Origin of the sequence: Streptomyces silvae (assembly GCF_016745505.1) — a bacterium.
GTDB classification, from domain to species: Bacteria; Actinomycetota; Actinomycetes; order Streptomycetales; family Streptomycetaceae; genus Streptomyces; species Streptomyces silvae.
In genome coordinates, this window is sequence record NZ_JAERUC010000034.1 from 40949 (window position 1) to 65221 (window position 24273).

A 24273-nucleotide genomic window follows, 5' to 3' on the forward strand; every position below is an offset into this window, starting at 1 on the left:
CTACTTCTCTCTCTGGGTCACGGCGTCGGCGAGCGCGGCCGTGAGGTGCAGGGGGCTGCGGCCGAGTCCGCAGACGGTACGGGCGTAGGCGTGGGCGGCGATCTCCTCGGCGCCCGCCACATGTCCGTACAGCCGGAACCGGCCCGCGCGCAGGACGAGATGGCCCAGGGCCCGCTTCAGCGCGCCCTTCGCCGGGCCGTGGTGGAGCTGCTCGTGCACGGCCTCGTGGGCGAGGGCCGCTTCGCGGACCGAGCCGGGCGGATACCAGTGCCGCCAGCCCCGCGCGTCGATCAGCTCCTCGGCCGCCGCGAGCGTGTCGGTGTAGAGCTCCACGGTCGGCGTGGGCCGCGAGACGTAGCGGGCCAGCAGGCCGCGCTCCAGACCGTCGGCGCGCTCGGTGACCCTCGCCCGGCACGGTACGGGTGCCAGCGCCGCGCCGAATGCCCCGGCCGTACGCGCCCAGTGGCGCAGCAGCTCCGGGTCGCGGCCCTCGTGGACGGGGATCTCGGACAGCAGCCGCACCGCGAACCCGAGGTCGTCGCGGGTCTCCCACGAGGCCGCCGGTGGCGAGCTCATATGCGTGCCTCCAGCACCGCGACGACCGGTTCGTCGGCGGCACGGGAGTTCAGCTCGCTGCGGGCGAGCGCGAGCAGCGGCTCCGGGTCCAGCACGCCGGACAGGTCCGCGATCCGGGAACCGAGCAGCAGCCGCACCGCCGGGGCACGGACCCCACCGTCCCCGTACGACGTGGTCTCCCGCACCAGCCGGGCCAGCACCTCGGGCGCCTCGGCCACCCGGGTGGTCTCCACCCGTGCGTCGGAGAGGTGCAGCCGGATCACCCCGTCGGCGTCGACGACGCGCACCGGGTGCCGGGTGGCACGCAGGGTGCGCCGGACCTCCGCCCCGTACACCGTGTGGGCCGGGGTCCCGGCGAGGACCGTGACCCCCGACGGGTCGGTCCTGAGGCTGGCCGCCGCCGTGCGCAGCCGCTCCTCCTCGTCCGCGCGGTGCGCCCGGTCCTGGGTGCGCAGTTCGGTGGCGCCGGTGGCCACGGCCCGTACGGTGCTCGTCTGCGGGTCGACGATGACCTCGACCTCGACCCCGTCGGCCGCCGCGCCCTGTGCGACGACGGCGGCCTCCGCCTCGGCCCGTACGGCGAGGATCTGTTCCTGTCCCGCACCCGGGATGATCCGCTCGATCTGCTCGCGCACCAGGGCGAGCGCGACCCCGATGGGACTGATCACCTCGCTGTGCCGGGCGATGCGCCCCTCCAGGCCACTGGTCGCCGCGAGGTGCGGGGTGACGGACGCGGCCCCACCTCCGCCACCGACGAGCACGGCGGTGTCCCCGTCCAGGCGGTAATCACTCATCATCGTGTCGACGACGGCTCCGACCTGCGCCGTTCCCGCGTCGAGGAGCCGCGTCGCGGCGGTGGCGGTGTCCACTCCGAGAGCCTCGGCGAGCGGGGCGAGGGCCGCCTTCGCGACCTCCTGGTCGCTGCGGGCGAAGTCGCCCTCGGGCACCCGGCCCAGTGCGTTGGCCGCACAGGTCATGGTGAGCGCGAAGCGTCCGCCCGCCGCCTCGATGACGGCGTAGTCCGCCGGGTCGCCGGCCATCGGCCTGACGGTGCGCAGCGTCGCGTCGCGCAGATCCTCCGCCGACGCGTAACACGCGTAGGGCAGGCCTGCGATATGGGCACTGCGGGGTCCGACCCCGGTGACCTTGCCGCCGCCGATCCGCACCATGGAACCGCCGCCGACACCGACGGTGCGTACGTCCAGGGCGTTGAGGTAGGACTTCTTGCCGAGGATCGTCGCGTGCCGTACAGCCACCTTGCCGCGGCGCACGACGCTGATGTCGGTGGAGGTGCCGCCGGTCTCCAGGAACACGCCCTCGCTGATCCGTTCCTGCATCAGCGCGCCCGCGACACCGGCGGCCGGCCCCGAGAGGACCGTCAGCAGCGGCCTGCTTCGCATCTCGTCCAGCGACATCACCCCGCCGTCGCAGCGCATGACCATCAGCGGGGACGAGACCCCTGCCTTGGTGATCGAGGCGTCGACGAGATCGGCGGTGGCGAGCATGCGCGGCAGGATCGCCGCGTTGACCACGGCGGTACGGGTGCGTTTGTGCAGCCCGTAGAGGGAGGTGATCTCGTGGGCGGCGGTGAGCGGCAGCCCGGTGGAGCGGGCGGCCTCCACGACGGCCTTCTCGCCCTCCGGCCGGTCCACGCTGAACGGCTCGGTGGCGACGAGCACCTGGGCGCCGTCCTGGGCCAGGCCGTCGGCGGCGCGGCGGACGGACGCCGTGTCGTCGGGGTCGCCGACATGGGCGTAGACGAGCGGAAGTGTCTTGCCCGGGGTGAGCCGGAGCTTGCCGAGTGAGGCGAGCCGGCGGGTGAGCGCGGCGGCCGGGCCGCCACCGATCCCGATCAGTCCTACGGTGGCGACATCGCCCTCCAGCAGGGCGTTGGTAGCCTGGGTCGTGCCGTGCGCGAGGAACGCGACGTCCTCGGCGGCACGGCCGGTCTCCTCCAGCAGACGGTCGAGTGCTTCCACGATGCCGTGGGCCACGCCGTCCTCGTGATGGTGGCTGGTGGGGACCTTCACCTGTCCCAGGAGTTCCAGGGTCGTGGCGTCTACCGCCACGGCGTCGGTGAAGGTTCCGCCCACGTCGATGCCGATGCGGATGCGGTGGGTGGTCATGGTTGGGCACCTCCTTGTGCGGGTGGGCAGTGCGCGGGCGGGCCGGGTGGGACAGGTGGAGCTGTCCCACCCGGCGTTTCCGTGAGGTGGAGCGTCGTTCGGGGTGGTGCCGGGCGCCGTTGCCCTCAGGGACTGCCGCTCTCAGTAACCGCGTACGTCGGGCCAGTGGCGCTGGACCCCGTTCGAGTCGAGCACTTGGGCGAACTCCCCGAACCGCTTGTCGTCGGCCTGTACCTGGTGGGGGTCGACGCCCTCGGAGACGCAGTGCGCGGCCAGTGCGCCGGCGACCTCGCCGATGTTCCATTCGACCGGGTGGAGCCGGTAGCAGCCGTTGGTGATGTGGGTGGTGCCGATGTTCTTGCCCGCGGGGAGGAGATTGCGGACCCGGCGCGGCACGAGCGCGCCGAGCGGTATCTCGAAGGGCACCGAGCCGATGTCGACGTAGTTGTCGCCTCCGGTGGAAGGGTGCAGGTCGATGCGGTAGTTGCCGACGCCCACCGAGTCCCGGTACGCGGTCCGTCCGTAGGGTCCGACGACATCGATGGCGACGTCCTGTTCGGTGACGGTCGTGACGGCCTTGATCCGTCGCGACTCCCGGACGTACGGCGCCTTGGCGAGGCCGTCGGCCGTGCCCGTGATGTCGGGGCGCGGGCGCAGACCGGGGAAGCCGGTCCCGCCGTCCTCGCGCGGTGCCTCGGTCTGGAGCCAGTGGAGGACCGAGAGCGACAACTGCCGGGCCTCCGCGATCGCCTGGGCCGAGGTCTCCGGACCGCCCCCGATCAGCGGCTTCAGCCAGTAGTCGTTGAGCGGCCAGTTGACCAGGGTGATGTCGGAGTCGAAGGCACCGGTCCTGTGCATCCTGCGGGCGAGGATGCGGCGGAAGCCCCACAGCTCCTTGTCGCCCGCGTCGGCGCTCTGGTCGGCGTTGACGGCGAGGGGGTCGATCTCCGGGTTCGGGACGAACGTGCGGGGAACGGCCTCGAGCGACCGGGGGTCAGGGGCGAGGAAGCCGAGGAGCGGGCCCGGCCAGAAGTCGGGCCGGTAGGAGCGCCAGAAGTCGTAGTCGGCGGGCCGGTCGATGATGTGGTTCTCGCCCTCGTGGTGGGAGAGCGCGAAGCAGACGGTGATGCCCTGCTGGTTGAGGGGCTGTGCCTCTTCAGGGGCGTGCGGCTCCCCGAACTCGGCACGCGACTCGGCGCCGACGGCGTGCTCGACGCCGCCGAGTTCGAGGAGTTCACCGGTCTCCGTGGCGTCGATGACGTACCGCGCCCGGATCGTGGACCGGGAGCCGTCGCGCAGGTTCTCCAGAGTGACCGGGCCGATTACATCGTCGTCCGACTCGGCGGCGACCGCCCGGTGCTCGGTGAGCAGAGTCAGCCGCCCCGATGTCCGGTGCGGGGCGATCATGCCCTCCAGGACGGCGAGGGCGACACGTGGCTCGTGGCAGAGCTTGCTGACCCGGCCGGCCCCCGGGTTGAGGTCGGTCAGCGCGAGCGCCTCGGAACGCATCGGGTACCACTGGCGGTAGTAGTCCCGGATGCCCTCGCGCAGCGCCCGGTAGGTGGCGGTCGTGCCGAACTGCTCCACCCAGGGGTGCTCGTCCGGCGGGACCGCCTGACTGGTGAGCTGGCCACCGATCCAGTCGGTCTCCTCCGTGAGGACGACGGTCCGGCCGGCCCGGCAGGCGGCGAGCGCGGCGGCCACGCCGCCCAGGCCGCCGCCGACGATGAGGATGTCCGGTTCGTGGATCACAGTTCTCCTTGTGCGGTACGGATCGTGCCGTGCGGGTCCCGTTGTGGGGCGCGGGTCAGCCGGGGGCAGGGCGCGCGCCGGGTGGCGGCCCCGCCGTGGCGCCGGGCCGGTACGTGCAGGCCACCAGTGCCACCGGCCGCTCCGGGACGTCCTCCCCGGCGACCAGCGTGGCGAGCAGGCGTACGGCCTCCGCGCCCAACTGCGCGCGCGGGATGTCGAATCCCGTGGGCTCCGGCGCGTCGGCGAGGTCCGGCGGGGGACTGCCGAGCAATGCCAGGGAGAGGTCGCGGGGAGCCTTCAGGCCGGCCTCGCGGACAGCTGTGCTCAGCGCCCGCCAGGCGCCGCCGCTGTCGGTCTCCTCGGCCACGAACGCGGTGACGCCGCCGGCCAGCCACTGCCTCAGGCGCTCCGGTGTGAGGTCGAGCGCGGGGTCCGCGCTGCGGAACACCGCCTCCGTCTCCGGGAGTTCAGCCACCCGGAGGCCCTCCAGGAATCCCTGTTCACGGTCGGTGGAGGCCGGTGCCTCGTCGTCCTCGCGCACCAGGACGATGCGGCGGTGCCCGAGCGACGCCAGCCGCTCGACGACCTCGCGGCTGGAGCTGACGTAGTCGGCGCCGACCCAGGCCAGGCCCTCCGGTTCGTCTCTGCGGCCCAGGTGGACCACGGGAAACCCGTCGTCCACCAGCCTGCGCAGTTCGTCCACCGGGGCGTGACGTCCGAGCAGGAGGCAACCGTCGGCCAGCCGCGCCCGGTTCAGCGGGTGCGGACCGCCGGCACCGGCGCCGCCGGTGCTCGACCCGGTGAAGAGCACCAGGTCGTACCCGCGCGCGGCGGCTTCCCGCTCCACGCCGACGAGGAACGGGTAGTACGAGTGCTGGACGTCGGTGGGGAAGGTGGCCGTGAAGCTGAAGACCCCGAGAAGGTCGTTGCGCGCGGCGGCCAGCCGGCGGGCCGCGGGATCCGGTACGTAACCGAGGCGGCCCGCGGCGTCGAGCACGTTCTGCCGGGTCTCCTGCGAGATGGCGGCGCCCTGCTGCTTCCCACCCAGCACCAGCGAGACCGTCGCCTGCGAGACCCCCGCGAGCCGTGCGACCTCCGCCTGACGCGGCCGCCCCGTGCGCCCGGCCGGTGCGGGCGCACGGCCTCGCCTGGCCCGCTTCGTGGGTTCCTCCACCACTGTTCCTCCAGCTGTTAATGCGTATTAGTGATGCGCATTGACGAGCACTGTGCGCGCGTCGGGAACGTGGGTCAAGAGGTTGAACAGAACTTTGTGGCCGGGGAATCCGGCACGCCGGCCCCGGAGCCGGACGAGGCACCCGGCGTATCCTGACGGCACCGCCGGGGGAGCTGGGAGGGGGAGAAGCGATGAACTGGGTCTGGGTACTGCTCATCCTGTTCTGGACGGGAGGCTTCGCATGGGCGGCGGACAACGTCCGCACCGCGCTGCGCAACCGGCACGAGCGCAGGATGGAGCTGATGCGGGAGACGAAGCAGGAACGCCTGTCCCTCGAAGCGGCGTACAGGACGCCGGAGCCCGTCTGTGGATGCACGCACCACCTCGCCAAGCATGACAAGGCCGGCCGCTGCCATGAGCGCGTCGAGGTGCCGACGGCCTGGGACGAGGAGAAGAAGCCCCTCCGCTACGAGGCCGGGCAGTGCAACTGCCAGCAGTACGTGGGCCCGCAGCCACTGTCGCAGGTCTTCGCGGAGGATCTGACGGACCGGGCGTAACGACAGCGCACCATGTCCCTGGGATCGCTCCGCGTCACCGCAGGGACGGACCGGCCGTACGAGGGCCTCCCGTCGCTACGGCCGGGGAGCTCTCTCCCGTGTTCTCCCAGGGGGCAACACGGGGCGTCGGACGTGAGGCTCGGGGCGGCAGTTGGCGCTGAAGGCTACCCAGGGTTCGCGTGCACGTGAGGCTGAACGCGCGGTCCTCGCCTCGGGTCGGGGGGTCGAGCCGACGGTTCAGCTCGACGCGAGGGTGCGCCGGTGATCCCCGGTCAGCGGCGGTCGATGGCCAGGGTGACGAGGAACTGGCCGCCGCCCGGCTCGATGCCGGCGGTCACCGGCAGCCCCGGAACCAGCCGGGCGAAGCGGTCCACCAGCCAATCCGCCGCCTCTTGGGCGTCCCGCCTTGTCGGACAACGGCCCACCATCTCGCGGCCCCCCTTGCGCTCCAGCCGCCCGGCAACGGTGATCAGCGGCGCGGGTTCCACCACGTACAGGTGGTCCGGCCAGGCGATGACCACCTTGACGGCGCCTTTGCGGGTGTTGCACCCACGGTGTGCGAGCCGCTCGGCCATCTTGGCCTTCCGGTCGGCAGTCCGGCTGTCGACGCTGGGCCCCCGCGGGTCGTTCACCGACTCGTCGGGATCGACCGCTTCGTCGCATACCCAGCATCGCCAGCCGTCACGCTCGGCCACATCATCAAGGAGACTCATCCGAGCAAACTAGCCTGTCCGGCCGCGATCCTGCGTTCGGCGGTGATCTCCCGCTGTCGACCAGTCGTCCCACCGTGTCGGCGCTGACACCGAGCAAGGCAACGGCTTCCCCGATCCGGTCGCTGTGCATGTGCTGGTTATTCGGCAGCAGATGCAAGCGGAAAGTCTCTGTTACTTGGCATGACCTGGAATCCGTAGCAAATCAGGTCGCATGTGCGTTTATGTGGGATGTGCGCCCGGGTACGGTCACCGGGGAGGTGGTAGCCCGTGGGTCGGTCCGTCACAGCTTCGATCGCGCCACCGGCGGAACCAGGTCGTCCGTACGGCGATACCGAAGGGCGACCGCTGCTGCCGCGGGAGGAGCCGGCAGGCGTCCTGGTCGTCCAGCACACGCCCCACGAGGGGCCGCACGCCCTTTGGGCGGCGTTGGAGGCGGCGGGACTGCCGGTGCGGGTGTGCCGTACATGGGCGGGAGACCCGGTTCCGTCGTCGCCCCGGACTGCCGCGCTGGTGGTGACGGGCGAGCCCGCAGCGGCGTACGAGGACGCCTCGCCGTTCGCCCCGCGCGCGGCCCAACTGGCGCTGCCGCGTGCCGCGCTGGAGGCGGAGGTGCCGGTTCTCGGGGTGGGCCTGGGGGCGCGGCTCCTGGCCGTGGTGGGCGGCGGCACGGTTTGTGCCGGCGAGGCCCCGCGGATCGGCTGGGGGGAGGTGCGTACGGCTCCGGGCGCGCCCGACGACCCGCTGTTCGCCGGACTGCCCGAGCGTCTGCGCGTCCTGCACCGGCACGACGACAGGGTGGATCCACCCGCCGGCGCGACCCTGCGGTGGAAGACGTGAAGCACAGAGCGAACGGTGAACACAAGCGACGGGAGTGTGAGTCCCGCCGGCGGACAGCCGTGGAGGAGGCGAGGAAACTCGCGCTTCGAGAACAGCTCGCCGCGGGACTCCGAGATGAGGCCGCAAGGCGCTCTCCTCGTCGGCTGCGGTGATGCCGAGTACGACGTGCCCGGGCTCGCTGACATGGCGGGCTGCGATGACGGAATCCATAATCGGACGACGCCGCGGCTGCTCAGGGCTTTTTGGCGACTGCCCCGTACATGGCGATGTCGCTGCCGTTGATGCCGTTCTGTTCAGGGCCGGGGCGCCAGGAGTGCACCTGGGTGACCCCCGGCTCCTGCAGTTCCAGGCCGTCGAAGAGCGAGGTGGCGGTGGCGAGTTCGCGCAGGACGAAGGGCATGCCTTGCTGGCGGTATTCCTGGGCGACTTGGTTGACCTCCTCGGGGGCGAAGTCTGCGGTGCCGATGGTCATGGCCAGGTAGCTGCCGGACGGCAGTGGATCCAGCAGCTTGGCGATCAGACGCCGGTCGTCGGGCGGCAGGATGAAGTGCATGATGCCGATCACCATGAGGCCGACGGGCTGGCTCAGGTCGATCAGCTCCCGGAACTCGGGGCTGTCCAGGATGGCGTCGGGGTCGTGCATGTTCGCGTCCACGTAGGCGGTTGCGCCCTCGGGTGAACTCTGCAGGAGGGCGCGGGCGTGAGCGAGGACGATGGGGTCGTTGTCGACGTAGACCACGTTGGATTCCGGAGCCACTTCCTGCACGATCTCGTGCAGGTTCGGCGACGTCGGCAGGCCGGTTCCGATGTCGAGGAACTGGCGGATGCCCCGTTCCTCTGCCAGGAAGCGGGCGGCTCGGTGCATGAACCGGCGGTTCTCCAGCATGTGCACGGGCAGGGCGGGCCAGTGCCGGGCCATGGCGTCGCCCGCTTCCGCATCCACGGCGTAGTGGTCTTTGCCGCCCAGGATGTAGTCGTACACCCGGGCGGAGTGGGCACGTGTGGTTGCCAGCCCGTCCTGACGGTCGTTCGGCGTGTTCATACAGAGCCTCTTTCGTCCGGGGACGGGCGTTCTCGACGGTATAGAGGCACTGTTCCGGGTGCAAGCGATGAGGTGCTCGGTAAGGGTGGTCATGAGTCCGGCCGGGCTTGCAGGGCGATGATGGCGATGTCGTCCCGGCGGTGGTGAAGAGGTGGGAGAAGGCCGCGGATCAAGGAGCGCAGCGGAGGGCTTCGGCGGGCCAGCGCGTCGGTGCGTTCTCGCAGCCTTCGGAGGTTGTCGCCGATGTCCGTGTCCGGCGTCTCCACCAGCCCGTCGGTGTAGAACACCAGGGTGTCGCCCTCAAGCAGGTCTGCGTAGAGGGTGGCGCGGGTGAGGCTGTCGGTGACGCACAGGGGCGGGTCCGGGGCTGTGAGGTCGTGCAGATACCGCGACGGCGCGTCCGCCGGGATCAGCAGGGGCGGCGGGTGCCCGGCGTTGGACAGGGCGATGTACCAGCCGCCGTGTGTCTGGCGGCGCAGGACCGCGTGTACCGCCGTGACCATCGCCGGGCTGTCGAGCGCCTGCACGATGCGGTCGAGACGGCTCAGGGTGACCGCAGGACTGGCGGCCGGGCCGCTGTCGTACGCGAGTCCCCGCAGGATGCTGTTGACCCGTGCCATCGCCATGGCCGCGTCGAGGTCGTGCCCCGCGATATCGCCGATGGACAGGGCGAGGGCGTCCGCGGAGAGCCGGACGGCGTCGTACCAGTCCCCGCCGACCTCCGCCGCCGAGTCCGCCGGATGGTAGAGCGCGGTGATCGTGAGACCGTCGATGGACGGCGGGGCCGCCAGGAACGACTTCTGCAGCGCAAGCGCCTTGCCACGGATGCTCTGCAACTCCATCGTCCGGCGCAGCGGCCCGCTCATCTGCTGAAAGAGGTCCCGCAGCAGCGAGAGGTCTGCCTCGTCCGGGGGCGGGTTGCCCCGACAGGTTGCGATCGTCGCCAGCGCGACGGTCCGGCCGTCCACCACCACGGGCACCAACGCCACGCCAGTCGCCCCGGCCTCCCGCAGCCACCGCACGGAAACGTCCGAGAGCCCGTCCCCGGGAGGCCCGTCAGGGGGGAAGGCCAACAGGCTGGCCTCCTGGCTCTCGATCGCCCGCTGGGCGACCGGACCCAGCACAAAATCGGCGTCGAGCGGGGGCAGGGAAGGCAGCCCGGGGGCGAGCCCCACACGCTCCGGCGACGTTGCGGCCGGTGCGTCGGCGGGCCGCACACCGGCCTCGACGCCGTCCACGAGACGGAAGATGGCCACCGCGTCAGCGAGCTCGGGCACAACGGCTGCGGCCGTCGTCAGAAAAGCCTCCGAAAGATCGCGGGCCGCGGGCACCGCCGCCATACGAGCCAGCAACTTCTCCCGCATACGGCCGCGCCAGTGTTCCTCCGCGTCGGTGGCCGTTCCAACAAACTCCACCTCACCGTCCTCGTCGACAACGGGCGCAGCGATGATTTTGACGTGGCGGAAGCGGTCGACGGCACCGTCGAGCCGCACCCTGACGATCGTATCGAGAGGGGACCGCTGCTGCGTGGCCCTGCGCCACGCCCGCTGGAACCAGTCCCGGTCCTTGGGATGCACGGCATCCATCCACGAGGTATCAGTGCCGGGAGCCCACAGCTTCTCGGCGATCCCGCCTCCGGACAACACGGTGACGACACCGCCGGGCGACATCACCCACACCGACTGCGGTACGGCTCCCATGAGCGCCTGGTACCGCCTGAGGAGACGCTCCTCGTTCACGGCCGTCCCCTCCGCCGCCGGGCCGACGAGCCCGAGGACCGGGCCTGCGGCACGGCACCGCCTGCGGCCTGCCCTGAGCGCCTTCGCCCGTCCCACTCTCCGGACGGCGCCAGTGGATCATCACCACTCATGCTCCGATAGTCCCTCGCATCCCGCACATCAGCACACCCAGGCGCTGCGCGCGACCACCGAGCCTTGCAGCGGCCGACGGCGCCGCGGTACATACCGTCGGCCGCAGAGTGCACTCGCACACGAGTGGGCGGGATGGGCTGTCAACCGTGACGCCCGTTAGAGCTCTGGGCGCACTCACGCTGTGCGGGGGAGCTGGAGAAGTGGCTCTGACCTGGTCTTTTCCGTAGCGCACTCAGGCCGACATCTTCCCGATGACTCATCACGTGAAGAGCGCGGTGCACGGAAGCCGTCGCTCCTGGTTCGAAGTCCCAGAAAAGTCCCAGGGACTCCGTCACACCCCGCCTCGACTCGCATTTGTGCAGGTCAGAAGGAGTGTGACGGTGTTTCTTCTGCAGGCTTTCAGATGTCCCGGAAGAGACCAGTCGCTCAGCTGACCTGCGGGAACGCACGACCATCAGCCTCTGACCTGGGGAAACGGCCTTTCGGTTGTTTCACGCCTGTGCCCCTTGATGTGGCCGAAAGTCCCAGGAAAGTCCCAGAGGGCTCCCAAGGAGACCAGGCGTTCTTTCCAGGTCATGCGGGCTATGCGAGACGCCTTGGAGCTCAGCGGTCGGGGTATTCGTCGGCCGGGGCAGAGGCGAATCCATGGCGGGTTGAATTCCTGACCTCTGCGGTCTGGGGCGACCGGATCCGGACACCCCCGCTTGGCGGGGAGGATCGGCCCCGGACGTAGCCCATGACCGCGGCGTCCGGAACACCCCGCGTCGGTTGGGAGGACAATTGCTGACCTGCATCTTAAGAAGGGCTTTGCAGTTCCCGCACTGCCCGCCCCACTCCATGTGCCACACCTGCGTCTCATGGCTAGTCCAGAAAGGAGTCTCCCTCTACGAGCTCCAGCACCTCCTCGGCCACGAAAGCTTTCAGACCACCTGCAGCCGGACGCGCACAAGGCCGTCCTCGGGGCCTGGGAGCGGATGGAAACCCCGCTCTCGATCGCCGCATCAGCGTTCCTTCGCCCCTGTCCTGCTTGGACAGGAGCGAAGCCGGTTGCGAGCGGAACATGGTCACGATCACGGTTGCGAGTTCGAGTCGGGCGGCTCTTCGTGGGGGGAGCACCCTGCGGCCGTCCGCGTCGAACGGCCACAGACAGGCGTAGGCATCGACGTCGTCTTTATGCTCTGCATCCGCAGCCGAAACGCGCTGCTCAAGCGCGGTAGCGAGCGACCCGGTCGAGCGGGAGAGCAGGGGTCGAAGGCGACGCTCGTCTCACGCGGAGTCATCTATGCTCGCGCCCAGTTGGTATGACCAGTTCGCTTCAGGGGGCGGAGAGCCGCATGGCCGATGAGATCAAGTACGAGTACAAGGCCGTGCAGACGGTTCGGGGCACCGACGGTTTGGTGATCTCGAAGATGCAGGAGGACGGATGGGAGCTCGTGGAACAGCTCCGAGGCAGACTTCGCACCACCCTCAACTTCCGTCGGCCTAAGAGGCCACTGCCTTGGCGTCTGATCGGGGCGGGGGCTGCCACCCTCGTGGTCTTGACCGCCATCATCGGCACGGGCGTTGCGCTCGGCGACGGCGACGAGGAGAAGGGCGCGTCAGCCAGTTCGCCGGCCGCCAGTGAGAAGCCTTCCGCTACGCCGCCCGCAAACGAGCCGACCACCGCTGAGGTGATCACGGCGCAGAACAGTCCCGACTTCGCAACGTTGTTGAAGGCGGATCCGTGTGGCGAAGCGAACGTGAACTTCGCAACCAAGCACGAGGGGCAGACGGTCGCCTTCGACGGGTCAATCAGGCACATGGCGGCCCACGCGGATGACCGGACCCGCTACGACTTCCTTCTCGGCCCGGGCGACAAAGGGCCGCAGACGACGGACGGCCCGAACTTCAAGTACGAGGACGTCAACACCGGCAACCTCCACCTGACCGGCAAGGATATCCCTGCCGCCATTGCAGTTGGCGACAAGTTCCGCTTCATCGCCGAGGTGATCGAGTTCAACACAGTCCAGTGCCTATTCCGCCTCGCCCCGGTCTCGACGGAGACCCGGTAGCCGAGATGGCCAGCCTTCCCATCATGGAGGGAAATGCCCGATGGAACGGTGCCCTGCTCCATCCATTCGAGAGTTTTGAACTTTCCCACCAGCTTGCCAGACGGCAGCGCCATCCTGACCCATGCTCGCATCCAGCCCTGCCCAACGGCTCGCCGACCACGTTCGACAGTTCCTTGGCAGCGGACCGTTTCTCCAGCCCGGCGGATGGACCCACATGGGTGCTGTCATCTGCGACGTCAGCTTCCAGCCGCGGTGCAACTACGAGAGGACTCTCCGACCGCGGCTCCTCCATTTGCAACTGACCTGGGCTGATGCAAGGACAATCCGCGGATTCCAGCGCCGGCTCGTCACGGAAGACCTCACCGTGGTCATGAGGTTCAACCATGCACAGAAGGTTGCGACGGCCCAGCCATCACCGACCTTCTCGCTGCCGACGGGGTCGGTACCCGCGAGGACCTTCACGCCTGGCTCGATCGAGCCCGCCCAGCGCGTTGCGGACACCGACCTTGCCGGCGGCGTGCTGCAGGTCATGCTGGGCGGGTGGTTGAGCGGGGGCGGATGCGGGGCCGGGTCCCTACGGCGACGATTGGTGGCCCTCTCGCAGAAGCACGGCCAAAATCCGCTCGGCCTCGGCAGCATCCGCCATGCGCAGCTCCCGGCGCGCGCCGCCCACACTGAGCTCGAGGCGCTGCACCAAACCCTGTCTCTGGAGACTGGACAGAACGGCCGCCACGCGACCCGCTCGCAGGCCCGGTAGCGCCACCGCGACTGCATCGCGCCAGGCACGAAGGACACTCTGGTGGTTGCCCCCTCGTCGAGGAGCCTGCGGGCCAACCGCCAGAGCACCATCGGGTCCTCGTCCTCGATGATGAGCCACTCGTGGAGCCCCTCCGGCTCGCTGACCATCAGGCCGGGCTCGCGGGGCAACGCCCTCTCGGCGGCAAGTCCGTAATCCCTGCCCTGCGACGGCGCGCCGCTCAGCACACGCCACTCGATCCGCAAGGCGCTCGCGTCCGCTTCCACGTGGAAGGGCAGCGAGTTGCCGGGCCGCGCCCCTTTCGATGCCCGGTGCTCCGGCCTTTCCGGATGAGCGGCGGTGAATGAGGAGAGCGACGACGGCAGCGATGCGCGCAGGTAGGGGGCCAGGAGGCGGCGCAGCGCCTCACCTGGCTCCGGTGCCTGCGATTCCAGCAACGGGCGGGCCAGCTCCGCGGCGAGTAGGTCCAGGCCCTCGGACAGAAGTGGGGCTCCTCGTGCATCGGCGAGTCGGGCCAAGACCCAGGCGAGGTCCCGAGAATCACCGCGGCGCCGAGCGAGCCACGCGTCCACGGCCAGGACGTCGATCCGAGCGGAGCCGGTCTCATAGCGGTCCCAGTTCATCTCCTTCCACTGGCCGGCGCGGTCCAAGTCGCCTCGCCTGCATGCGAGATAAGCGACCGCCAGATCGAAGAGTGACCGGATGAAGAAGGCCGGGAACTACCACGCGGATACCATGCACAGTTTCAGCGACGAACGCGTCCTGGAGATTCTCAAGAGCCCGGACGCCGTGTACCACTCGACGGCGGGCAGCGGAAGGCTGATCTTCCGCCAAGGGGACGACATCGTGGTGACGGAGGGCGGCGGTGCCGGGGCGGGCAATGCCATCACGGCGTACGGCCCGTCCGGCATCAGAGGCGACTCCGGTGCGAGGGCACTCGGCGGCTTGCCCACCGACCCCGGGGGACCGGTCACTCACGCGGACGTGGTGGAAGGCAGAATTCCAGCCAAGAGCGGTTACATGGCTCCCGCGGTACAGATTCGATGAGGCGGCATTCACCATGAGACTTACCCTGGACGGCGACTGGAGTGCGACGGTGACGGACAACGCCCTGCGCATCTCCCCCCGCTTCGACTTCCGGAACCAGTGTGTGCGCATCGCGGAGTACGCGGACGTGGGGGAATGGCAACAGTCCCTCGGGAACACCTTCGGCAGCCAGGAGTGGCTGTGGGACGATCCCGACGAGCTCCGGTTCGACCCGGACGGCCGTGAACTGGTCGGTGCCGGGTTCCGCCTGCCCCACGAGGCCGCCGACTTCCCCGTACGGGTGGACCCGTCCCTGAAGTCGGTGAACGCGACTTCAGGGACGTACGTGCAGTCTCCGTACAACCAGAATTTCTCCAGTGACACCGTGCTGAAGACCGGCACCTACGATGCAGGGGGTCACAAGGCGGCTGCCTTCCTGCGCTTCTCGGGCCTGGAGACCACTCTCAAGAACGCCTGGGTGGTCAACACCAGCCTGGCGCTGTACAACACGTACTCCTACTCGTGTACGGCCAGGCCCGTGACGGTCCACCCGATCACGTCGAACTGGGCTGAGTCGACCACGACCAAGTACCCCGGGCCGTCGACGGGTTCTGCTCTCGCGTCGAAGAGCTTCGCGCACGGCTGGCGCCCGGAGGGGCAGACCGCTTACCCGTGTGGTGGTGCCAAGTGGGAGTCCATCAAGCTGGGTTCGGCCGGACGCAAGCTGGTGGATGACTGGACACACGGTCGGAAGAAGAACTACGGGCTGGCCGTCAAGGCATCGACGTCCGACTCCAAGGGATGGAAGCAGTTCGGTTCGGACGACTACCCCAACGGGAAGCCGAGCCTGGATGTCACGTGGACGCCGTACGGGGCGACCTACGGGCTGGGCGACTTCACCGCGCCGGTTACCGCCACCACTCAGGGGTCGATGAAGGTCACCGTCACCAACCGGGGGCAGGCGACCTGGCCCAAGGGCGGCGACTACAGGCTCCGCTACAACCTGTACAACGCTTCCGGCACGGAGATCACCGACAGCTCGAAGATCGCTTACACGCTCATGCCGAGCGACATCTCTCCCGGCGAGAGCGTGACGCTGGACGCCAAGATCGCACCGTTGACGCCAGCCACGTACACCATCGAGTGGACGATGACGGATCTCGGCGTCTCCCGCTTCACCACGGCAGGGGTGCCGGGCGCGGCCGTCAAGATATCCGCGGTCAACATACCGCCGGTGCTCACGGCCGAGGCGCCTGCGAGCGGCACCCCCGTGGACTCCCTCACTCCGGCCCTCTGGGCGAACGGAAAGGACACCGACCGATACCCGTCATCGGCCCTCAGCTACACCTTCGAAGTCTGCGAGATCGAGGGAAGCGACAGCCGTAAGAACTGCCGCAAGGGGACGCGGAGCACCAAGCAGCAGTGGACGGTCCCGGCGGGATGGCTGTCCTGGGGCAAGACCTACGCCTGGTACGCATACGTCTACGACGGCAGTGCGACCTCGTCCCAGCCGCACGCCTCCGTCTTCACCACATCGGTCCCGCAGCCCGCGGTGACCAGTCACCTCGGTGGCGCGGACGGCACGAGTGAGATCGGCGCCCGCTCCGGCAACTATGTGACTGCGGCGACCGACGCGGCGATGCCGACCGTCGGACCGGAGCTCTCCGTCACCCGTACGTACAACTCCTTGGACCCGCGCCGGACCAACGCTTTCGGCGTCGGCTGGTCGACGCGTTAGGACATGCGACTGGTCCAGGAGACCGTGGGCAACACCGTGATGGTCACCCGGGCCGACGGGTCGCAGGTGCGCTTCGGCCGCAATCCGGACGGCACGCTCGCGGGTCCCTCCGGCAGCACCACAGACCTTGTCGCGGACTCGACCGGCTGGACCATGCGCCAACGCGGAGGGACGACAGCCCGGTTCGACAGCTCGGGACTGCTGACCTCCGTCACCGACAGCGCCGGCCGAGTACAGACACTGACCTACGGAGGGGCGGACAACCGCACGCTGAGCACGGTCTCGGACAAGCTCTCGGGCCGTTCGCTCCACTTCACCTGGACCGGCGGCCGCATCAGCTCGGTGACCACGAGCCCCATGGGTGCAGGCTCACCCGGACTCACCTGGACATACAGCTACTCCGACGACCGGCTGACGAAGGTGTGCCCGCCTTCGTCCTCGACCCAGTGCACTGGGTATGACTATGAGAACGGTTCGCTATACCACAGCATGGTCCTCGACGCGGGCCCACAGTCGTACTGGCCACTTGGCGAGGAGGAAGGCTCCACCGCGAGCAGCAGCGCGCCCTCCCGCGACGGCCTCAACGACGCCCTCTACCGTGACGTGACCCTTGGCGCTACTTCCGCGCTCACCGGAACGACGGACACCGCTGCCTCCTTCGACGGCCGGGACTCAGTCGTCGAACTCCCGGACGCAGCTCTGGAGACCTCCGACATCCTGACGGTCGAGCTCTGGTTCAAGACCACCCAGCCCGGAGTACTCGCCACTCTCCAGGACGCCGAGATCGGATCCAAGCCGACCCGATACAGTCCTTTCCTCAACGTGGACGCCGACGGCAAGCTGCGAGGCCAGTTCTACACGGTGGAGTACGCCGGCACGAAGCCGATCGTCTCCCCCAAGGCAGTCACCGACAACGCCTGGCACCATGCCGTCCTGACCAGCCAGGGCACCGCGCAGACCCTTTACCTGGACGGGGCCAAGGTCGGAAGCCTGACCGGGACCGTCAGCATGCGCGAAGACCAGAAGGCATACCTCGGCGCGGGCTGGGCCAACGAGGGCTGGATGGGCGTAGCGGCTGACACCCACCGCTTCAGCGGCACGATGGACGAGGTCGCGGTCTACGGACGCCCCCTCGACGCGGCGACTGTCAAGGACCACTACACCGCGCGCGAGGCCGCCGGCCGAATCACCAAGGTGACCCTTCCCTCGGGCAGGTCCCACGCTTCCGCCGTCTACGACCCGGCCACCGGCCGACTCACCGAGCACACCGACGACAACGGCGGAACGTGGAAGGTCTCCGCCCCCGACTACTCAGCCGGTTCAGTCACGTACGCCGACGAAGTGCGGGCCTTCGCACCAGAGGGCTACTGGCGGCTGGGGGAGCGCTCCGGATCCAAGGCGGTCAGCGCCGCAGGCGACGGATCGGAGGGTTCCTACGGGGACGGGACAACGCTGGGCGCAGCCGGTGTCTTCGCGGACGGTGACGACACCGCCGCCACCTTCGACGGGAGCGTCGATTCCTACGTCCAGCTGCCCAACGACCTGCCCACGAGCCCGACCACTCCCACGGTCGAGCTGTGGTTCAAGACAGCCAAGTCCGGTGTGCTGATGGGCCTGCAGGACGTGGAGCTGGGCGAGACCCCCACGTCCTGGCGGCCGGTGCTCAACATCGACACCGCCGGAAAGCTACGCGGAGAGTGGTACCTGGCCGGTAACCCGGGCGCGGACCCGATCACGTCGAGCCAGACGGTTACCGACAACAAGTGGCACCACGCCGTTTTGACCGGAGCAGTGAATACGCAGTCCCTCTACCTGGACGGTCAACTGGTCGGGTCGATGGCCGGCACCATATCCGACCAGGGAAGGCCGTACGCCTACCTCGGTGCGGGTTATGCGAGCTCCGGCTGGATGGGGGTGGCTGCGGGTACCTACCACTTCACCGGCCAGATGGACGAGGTCGCGCTGTACGAGCGCACCATGAGTGCGGCAACGGTCAAGAAGCACTACGCCGCCCGGTCCGCACTGATCACCGGTGACAGCGCCCACTACCGCGGCGAGATCGTCGGGGACGCCCCGGCCGCGTACTGGCCGCTGGACGAGAACAAGGGCGCGACCACTGCAGTCAGCAGGGTCACAGCTGCTCAGGGCAACGGCACCTACGTCAATGCGACTGCAGGAACGACAGGCATCTTCGGCACGGGCGACGGGCAAGCGGTGCAGCTCTCCGGGACCGGGGCGGTCTCCGTCCCCGGCAATCTGGTGGCAGGCACCACGGACCTCACGGCCGAACTTTGGTTCAACACGACGAAGTCCGGTGTGCTGCTCGGATTCCAGAACGCCGCACTCGGCGCCACGCCGACTTCTTGGCGCCCCGCCCTCAACATTGACGAGGCAGGGAAGTTGCGTGGTGAGTGGTATCTGACGGGTAATCCGGGCGCGAAGCCGATCACTTCCACCCAGACGGTGACCGACGGCAAGTGGCACCACGCAGTGCTCACCGGTGCCCGTACCACTCAGTCGCTCTATCTGGACGGTGTGCTCGTCGGTTCGCTGGCAGGCACGATCTCCGAGCAGGGGCTGGCGTACGCCTACCTCGGCGCAGGGTACGCAAGCTCCGGGTGGATGGGAGTAGCCAGCGGTACCTACCGGTTCACCGGACAGATCGACGAAGCAGCCATCTACCGCAAGGCGCTGTCGGCCGACCAGGTCGCCGACCACTTCCAGTCACGCGAGCGGTCCGGGCTCTCTTCGCTGGCGGCCACCATCGGCGTGACCGACCCCCTCGGACACACGGTCCGTACGTCGTACGACGCGCTCAAGGGCATGCGGCCCACGCAGGTCACGGACGCCGAAGACGGGGTGACCACCTACACCTACGACACGGGTGGCTTCATCCACACCGTGACCGACCCCAACGGGCACGCCACGGTCACCGGGCACGACGCCCGGGGCAACGCGGTCACCACCACGACGTGCCGTGACGCGGACTCGTGCTGGAGCGCGTACACCGAGTACTACCTCAACCCGGACGACGAACTCGACCCGCGCAATGACAAGCCGGTCACTGCACGGGACGCACGTTCCACCGGGCCGGACGACGACCGCTACAAGACGTCCCTGACCTACACAGCGCTCGGCCTGCCCAGCACCACCAGGCTCGCGGACGCCCGTACCGCGACCACCGCCTACACCGACGGCAGCGAAGCAGTTGTCGGCGGCGGGACCACCCCGGCCGGGCTGGTCGCCAAGGAGACGACTCCTGGCGGCGCGGTGACCACCTACCGGTACTTCGCCACGGGAAGCACCGCCGCGATCACCTCGCCCTCCGGACTGGTCACCGAGTTCACCTACGACGGCCTGGGCCGCAAGACTGCCGAGAAGCAGATATCCGACGCCGCTCCTGAGGGCGTGACCACCAGCTACGGCTACGACACCATGTCCCGAGTCGTCTCCGAGTCCGGCGTCGGCGTGAAGAACGAGATCACCGGAGTGACACACACTGCGAAGATCACCCGGTCGTACGACGCCGACGGCAACCTGCTCACGGAGTCGGCCGAGGACACCTCAGGCGGCGACGCCAAGCGCACCACGAGCTATCACTACGACAGCCACGGCCTGAACGACACGGTCACCGACGCGGAGGACCATGTCACTTCCCTCACCCACGACGCCATGGGACGGGCCGCCACGACGACCGACCCGACCGGCACCCGTCTCACCTACGCTTACACACCGCGCGGCCAGCACGCCGAAACCGTCCTGAAGGACTGGACCGGGTCACCTACCGGCGAAGTCCGCGACCTGGTCGTCACCTCCAACGCCTACGATCCCGCAGGCCGCCTGGCCTCCTCGACCGACGCGATGGGCGCCACCACCACGTTCAGCTACTTCGACGACGGTCTTACCGCGACGAGCACGGCACGGCAGGTGAAGCAGGCGGACGGCACCCGGCGCGATGTCCAGCTGGAGTCGAACACTTACGACGGTGCCGGAAACCTCACCCGCCAGGTCACCGGCGGCGGCAGCGTGACCATGACGCACACCGTGGACGCGACCGGGCGCACCACCCGCAGCGCCCTCGACCCGGACGGCCTGAACAGGATCACCGACCTCGCCTACGACGCGGACGACCGGCTGACCGAGGAGAGCCGGCCGGTCGACGGCTCGGGGAAGCGGCTGACCACCACCGCTGAGTACGACGCCGCGGGCAACGTCACCCGCCAGCAGATCACCGACGGCACGTCCACCCACATCACCACCAGCACCTATGACCAGCGAGGGTTGCCCACCTCCACCGTCGCCCCCAGGGGCAACGCGGAAGGAGCCGACCCCGACACATACCGCACCACTTACCGGTACGACGCGCTCGGGCGCCTGGTGGAAACTAAGGCACCGGCCACTTCAGTCGAGAACAAGGGCGGGACGGCTGCCACAGCCACGCCGACCACTCTGGGCGGATACAACACCTTCGGCGAAGCGACGGACAGCCGTGACGCACGGGGAGCCGTCACCCGCACCACTGTGGACGGCCTCGGACAGCCCACCGCTGTCACCCTCCCCGACTACACACCGCCCAGCGGCACCAAGATCAGCGCCGTCAGCAGCACCACGTACGACGCCCTCGGCAGACCCGCCACGACGACGGACCCGCTGGGCCGCACCAGCCGCTACACCTACGACCAGTTCGGAAGCCTGGTCCGGCAGACCGACCCCGTCGCGGGCACCGTTCCCACTGTTCTCGGACTGGAGAAGTCCGGCCTGCTGGACAGCACCTCCACCGACCTCGACGGAGCGGGCGTCTCGGAGTTCACCTGGACCCCGACCGGCCTGCAACTCTCAGCCACCGACCCGACAGGGGCCAGGACTCAGGCCACCTACGACGAGCTCGGTCGTCAGCTGACCGCGACGACTGTCGAGCGGTATCCGACCCTGCAGAACCTCACGACGCGGTACGTCTGGGACGACGCGGGCAACCAGACCGCATCCACCACCCCCGCAGGCCGCACCACCACCGCCACGTACAACCCGGCGGGGGAGACGACCACGGTGACCAACCCGGTCTACGGCGTCACCCGGCTCAGCTACGACCGGCTCGGCCGGCAGACCCAGATGACCGACCCGACCGACCGCAGGAGCACTACCACATACGACGCGCTCGGCAACGTCACAGCCGCAGCGGACTACGGCACAGGCCAGAGCGTGCTGCGTACCGCGAAGGCGGAGTACGACGCCGACGGCAACAGGACGGCCACCGTCTCCAGCACTCAGGCGCGCACCACGTACACCTACGACGCACTGGGGCACATCACCAAGCAGGTCGAACCCGTGACGGACGCCAAGTCCATCACGACGACCTTCGGCTACGACGCGGCGGGCAACCGCACGCGGCTGACTGACGGCCGGGACAACACCACGACGTACACCTTCACGCCCTGGAACCTGCCCGAGTCCACCATCGAACCCTCCACCACCGCCCACCCAGCCCTTACCGACCGCACCTGGACGACCGTCTACGACAAGGCGGGCCAGGACATCGCCGAGCTGCTGCCCGGCGGCGTGGAGCGCCGACGTACCTTCGACGGCCTCGGCCGCCTCGTTCGCGAGACCGGCACGGGCGCGGAGGCCGCCACCACCGACCGCACCCTCACCTATGACCTTGCGGGCCGCATCACCGCCGCCGGCACGGGCAACGACCTCGCACGGAACACGTACACCTACAACGACCGAGGACAACTGCTCACCGCCGACGGCCCTGGCGGAAGGGTCGGCTACGGCTACGACGCCGACGGCAACATGACCGAGCGGGTGGGCGTCGAATCCGAGTCGTACTACGGGTACGACGACGGCGGCCGGATCGACTGGGTCTGGGACTCCCTCAGCGACAGCGACATCTGGTACGACTTCGACACCGCAGGCAGGCCCCTGCTCGAGGAGTACGCGGTCAAGCCCGCAGGCTCCACGGAGTACGAAGCCATCGCCCGTCGCGACTACACCTACGACAGCCTCGGTCGCCTCGCGAGCGACAAGGTCGCCAACCTGGACAAGACAACGCAGAAGGCCGGCACCACCTACGGCTACGACCTCGACGACCGCCTCACCGAGAAGACGACGAGCGGAACCGCAGGCGCGGGGAAGAACACCTACGGCTACGACAAGGCCGGCCGGATGACGTCCTGGACCAGCGGCACGACCACCACCGCATACGGATGGGACGACGCCGGCAACCGCATCAAGGCAGGAGCAGCCACCGCTTCGTACGATGCCCGCAACCGTCTGACCGACGACGGCACCACCACGTACGGCTACACCGCACGCGGAACTCTTGCCGCGGCCACCAAGGGCGCCGGCGCATCCCGGGCTCTGACGTTCGACGCCTTCGAGCGCAAGGTCAGCGACGGTTCGGCGACGTTCACCTACGACTCGTTCGACCGCGTCGCCCAACAAGGCAACGCCACGTTCAGCTACGACGGCGGATCCAACAACCTACTCAGCGACGGCACCAGCGTCTACAGCCGCACCCCGGACGGCGCCCTGCTGGCCAGCCAGGCGGGCAATGCGGCCCCGCAGTGGTCCATCACCGACCAGCACACCGATCTGGTCGCCGGCCTCTCGGCCGACGGCACCCAGGTCACCAGCTCCACCGCCTACGACCCCTTCGGCCAGGAGACCGCCACAAACGGCACCACCCCCGCCCTGGGTTACCAGTCCGGCTGGACCGACCCCACATCCGGCGACGTCAACATGGCGGCCCGCTGGTACCAGCCCGGCACCGGAGGCTTCACCTCCCGCGACACCTGGCAGCTCGACCCCTCCCAGTCCGCACAACGCGCCAACCGCTACTCCTACGGCTTCGGATCACCCCAGAACGGCACCGACCCGACCGGGCACTTCTTCCCACTCGTAGCTCTCGGCGGACTCGCTGTCTGGGAAGCGCTGGGTTGGGGAACCGCCGGCGTAATCGCCGTAGGAGGCGGAGCAGTGGCCGCCGACCGGTACGTGCGTTCGCGTAGCGACACCATGAGTAACAGCTACGTCCAGACCAATGTCCTGTCGAACAGCTACGCACGGTCCACGGCCGCCGCGATCCGAGCCCAGGCCAGCAGGTTCAGCAGCTCGCACTCCACTGGATCATCGGCAGGGGGAGGGAGCGGCGCGGGATACACCCCCTACTACCCCCGCTGGAACACTGCCCCCACCTATCCGAACCTGGGCAGTGCTGCAGCCCAGACAGTCCGCGCCGCAGTTCGCCCGCCCCGCCCGGTAATCGACCAGAACGTCAACAACGGCCCGAACCCCAAGCCGGCCCCGAATCGGCCGGCGCCCAAGCCCGACTGGGACCCCAAGAACGGCGGCTGGACGCCCGGCGATGGCTGGAAAATGATCGTCGGCGCACTAAACATGCTGAACCTGGCCGGCAACGACCAGTACACGCCGGACCAGGCGCCGACCACGCATCCGGCACCCGGCGTTGACCCTGGTTCGGGCAACGGGCCGGACAGCGAGGAGGAAGAGGAGGACTGCACCAGCCACCTGGCCAAGACAAACGCACAGCGTGGAATGTCCGGTCCAGTGTGCTTCCGGGCGCCCAGCGGGGCGACCAAAGCACAGATCGATGAGTTGAAGGACCACATTGCGGCGATCAACGCGGTCCGGCAGCACTGGTCTCCCAAGGGAAGAGTTTCCCCGGGCACGGAGCTGATGGGCAGCCGACCCAACAGTAAGCCGATCACCTTGGCGCAGGTGGCCGAGGAGTACAAGGAGCGTCACATCAGAGAGGTCCGGGGCACTCCGTACCAGTACAACGGCAACGTGGCAGGGCACCTTCCGGATACCACTTGGTCAGGTAAGTGGAGCCCGTACTGTTGGCACCAGCAGGACGGGAGGGTCAACTCATTGGTCGGGTCGTACGCAAGGAAGTACAACCAGGGATACCAGCCGACCGGCTTCTACTACGCCGGCGTCTCGAAGGACCCGAGTACCTACACCACGGAACATGTGACCGGGTCGGTCAAAAGAGGCAAGTACGGTATTTGCCAGATATCGCGCCCGTGAG

General features: G+C 68.9%; 13 protein-coding genes and 2 pseudogenes. 7 read left to right on the forward strand and 8 right to left on the reverse strand.

Annotation, left to right across the window (positions count from 1 at the left end; genetic code table 11):
- The 4 genes from JKV81_RS05420 to JKV81_RS05435 all read right to left on the reverse strand — a co-directional run bounded on the left by JKV81_RS05420 (nucleotide 1) and on the right by JKV81_RS05435 (nucleotide 5628).
- Nucleotides 1–576 carry a hypothetical protein gene (locus JKV81_RS05420; protein WP_202075027.1) on the reverse strand — a complete coding sequence of 192 codons (576 nt, stop codon included), beginning with the start codon at nucleotides 574–576 and terminating at the stop codon, nucleotides 1–3.
- Entirely contained in the window at nucleotides 573–2702 is a 2130-nt protein-coding gene (locus tag JKV81_RS05425) for a hydantoinase/oxoprolinase family protein (RefSeq protein WP_129266088.1), read from the reverse strand. Before JKV81_RS05425 ends, JKV81_RS05420 begins: the two co-directional genes overlap by 4 nt.
- A gap of 141 nt (nucleotides 2703–2843) precedes the next feature.
- Entirely contained in the window at nucleotides 2844–4454 is a 1611-nt protein-coding gene (locus JKV81_RS05430; RefSeq protein ID WP_129266089.1) for an FAD-dependent oxidoreductase, read from the reverse strand.
- Nucleotides 4455–4509: 55 nt separating this feature from the next.
- Entirely contained in the window at nucleotides 4510–5628 is a 1119-nt protein-coding gene (locus JKV81_RS05435; RefSeq protein ID WP_129266090.1) for a LacI family DNA-binding transcriptional regulator, read from the reverse strand.
- Between the two features lie 191 nt (nucleotides 5629–5819).
- Between JKV81_RS05435 and JKV81_RS05440 the strand changes: the two genes are divergently transcribed.
- The gene (locus tag JKV81_RS05440) at nucleotides 5820–6185 is read left to right on the forward strand and encodes a hypothetical protein (protein WP_202075028.1); all 366 of its coding nucleotides are present in this window, start codon (nucleotides 5820–5822) and stop codon (nucleotides 6183–6185) included.
- A 272-nt stretch (nucleotides 6186–6457) separates the two neighbouring features.
- Here JKV81_RS05440 and JKV81_RS05445 read toward each other — a convergent pair whose 3' ends face one another.
- Nucleotides 6458–6898 (reverse strand): hypothetical protein, encoded by a 441-nt coding sequence (locus JKV81_RS05445; protein WP_202075029.1) that lies wholly within the window; start codon nucleotides 6896–6898, stop codon nucleotides 6458–6460.
- Between the two features lie 510 nt (nucleotides 6899–7408).
- On the opposite strand from JKV81_RS05445, the gene JKV81_RS05450 reads away from it, so the two are divergent.
- Nucleotides 7409–7735: a type 1 glutamine amidotransferase gene (locus JKV81_RS05450; protein WP_307820489.1), complete on the forward strand. Its 327-nt coding sequence runs from the start codon at nucleotides 7409–7411 to the stop codon at nucleotides 7733–7735.
- Nucleotides 7736–7967: 232 nt separating this feature from the next.
- On the opposite strand, the gene JKV81_RS05455 is transcribed toward JKV81_RS05450, so the two are convergent.
- Nucleotides 7968–8777: an SAM-dependent methyltransferase gene (locus JKV81_RS05455; RefSeq protein WP_202075030.1), complete on the reverse strand. Its 810-nt coding sequence runs from the start codon at nucleotides 8775–8777 to the stop codon at nucleotides 7968–7970.
- Nucleotides 8778–8866: 89 nt separating this feature from the next.
- A complete protein-coding gene (locus JKV81_RS05460) occupies nucleotides 8867–10516 on the reverse strand; it encodes a SpoIIE family protein phosphatase (RefSeq protein WP_129266094.1) in 1650 nt (549 codons plus the stop codon).
- Nucleotides 10517–11485: 969 nt separating this feature from the next.
- On the opposite strand from JKV81_RS05460, the gene JKV81_RS36080 reads away from it, so the two are divergent.
- The 3 genes from JKV81_RS36080 (at nucleotide 11486) to JKV81_RS05475 (ending at nucleotide 13456) form a co-directional block, all read left to right on the forward strand.
- A complete protein-coding gene (locus JKV81_RS36080) occupies nucleotides 11486–11953 on the forward strand; it encodes a hypothetical protein (protein WP_236055428.1) in 468 nt (155 codons plus the stop codon).
- Nucleotides 11954–11982: 29 nt separating this feature from the next.
- Nucleotides 11983–12699: a DUF4839 domain-containing protein gene (locus tag JKV81_RS05470; protein ID WP_129266095.1), complete on the forward strand. Its 717-nt coding sequence runs from the start codon at nucleotides 11983–11985 to the stop codon at nucleotides 12697–12699.
- Nucleotides 12700–12913: 214 nt separating this feature from the next.
- On the forward strand, nucleotides 12914–13456 hold the full coding sequence (locus JKV81_RS05475) for a hypothetical protein (protein WP_202075031.1): 543 nt from the start codon (nucleotides 12914–12916) through the stop codon (nucleotides 13454–13456).
- Between the two features lie 353 nt (nucleotides 13457–13809).
- Here JKV81_RS05475 and JKV81_RS36920 read toward each other — a convergent pair.
- Nucleotides 13810–14106 (reverse strand): annotated as a pseudogene (locus JKV81_RS36920) (hypothetical protein); the annotation flags it as partial.
- A 52-nt stretch (nucleotides 14107–14158) separates the two neighbouring features.
- On the opposite strand from JKV81_RS36920, the gene JKV81_RS05480 reads away from it, so the two are divergent.
- Together JKV81_RS05480 and JKV81_RS05490 are read left to right on the forward strand one after the other, a co-directional pair.
- On the forward strand, nucleotides 14159–14503 hold the full coding sequence (locus tag JKV81_RS05480) for a hypothetical protein (RefSeq protein WP_202075032.1): 345 nt from the start codon (nucleotides 14159–14161) through the stop codon (nucleotides 14501–14503).
- A gap of 268 nt (nucleotides 14504–14771) precedes the next feature.
- A pseudogene (locus tag JKV81_RS05490) lies at nucleotides 14772–24272 on the forward strand (LamG-like jellyroll fold domain-containing protein); the annotation flags it as partial.
- Nucleotide 24273: the final 1 nt, after the last annotated feature.

Bases quoted from the DNA above. Each gene is read 5' to 3' on its own strand.
- JKV81_RS05420 (WP_202075027.1), bottom strand. From the start codon at position 576: ATGAGCTCGCCACCGGCGGCCTCGTGGGAGACCCGCGACGACCTCGGG.
- JKV81_RS05425 (WP_129266088.1), bottom strand. From the start codon at position 2,702: ATGACCACCCACCGCATCCGCATCGGCATCGACGTGGGCGGAACCTTC.
- JKV81_RS05440 (WP_202075028.1), top strand. From the start codon at position 5,820: ATGAACTGGGTCTGGGTACTGCTCATCCTGTTCTGGACGGGAGGCTTC.
- JKV81_RS05445 (WP_202075029.1), bottom strand. From the start codon at position 6,898: ATGAGTCTCCTTGATGATGTGGCCGAGCGTGACGGCTGGCGATGCTGG.
- JKV81_RS05455 (WP_202075030.1), bottom strand. From the start codon at position 8,777: ATGAACACGCCGAACGACCGTCAGGACGGGCTGGCAACCACACGTGCC.
- JKV81_RS36080 (WP_236055428.1), top strand. From the start codon at position 11,486: ATGTGCCACACCTGCGTCTCATGGCTAGTCCAGAAAGGAGTCTCCCTC.
- JKV81_RS05470 (WP_129266095.1), top strand. From the start codon at position 11,983: ATGGCCGATGAGATCAAGTACGAGTACAAGGCCGTGCAGACGGTTCGG.
- JKV81_RS05475 (WP_202075031.1), top strand. From the start codon at position 12,914: ATGGGTGCTGTCATCTGCGACGTCAGCTTCCAGCCGCGGTGCAACTAC.
- JKV81_RS05480 (WP_202075032.1), top strand. From the start codon at position 14,159: ATGAAGAAGGCCGGGAACTACCACGCGGATACCATGCACAGTTTCAGC.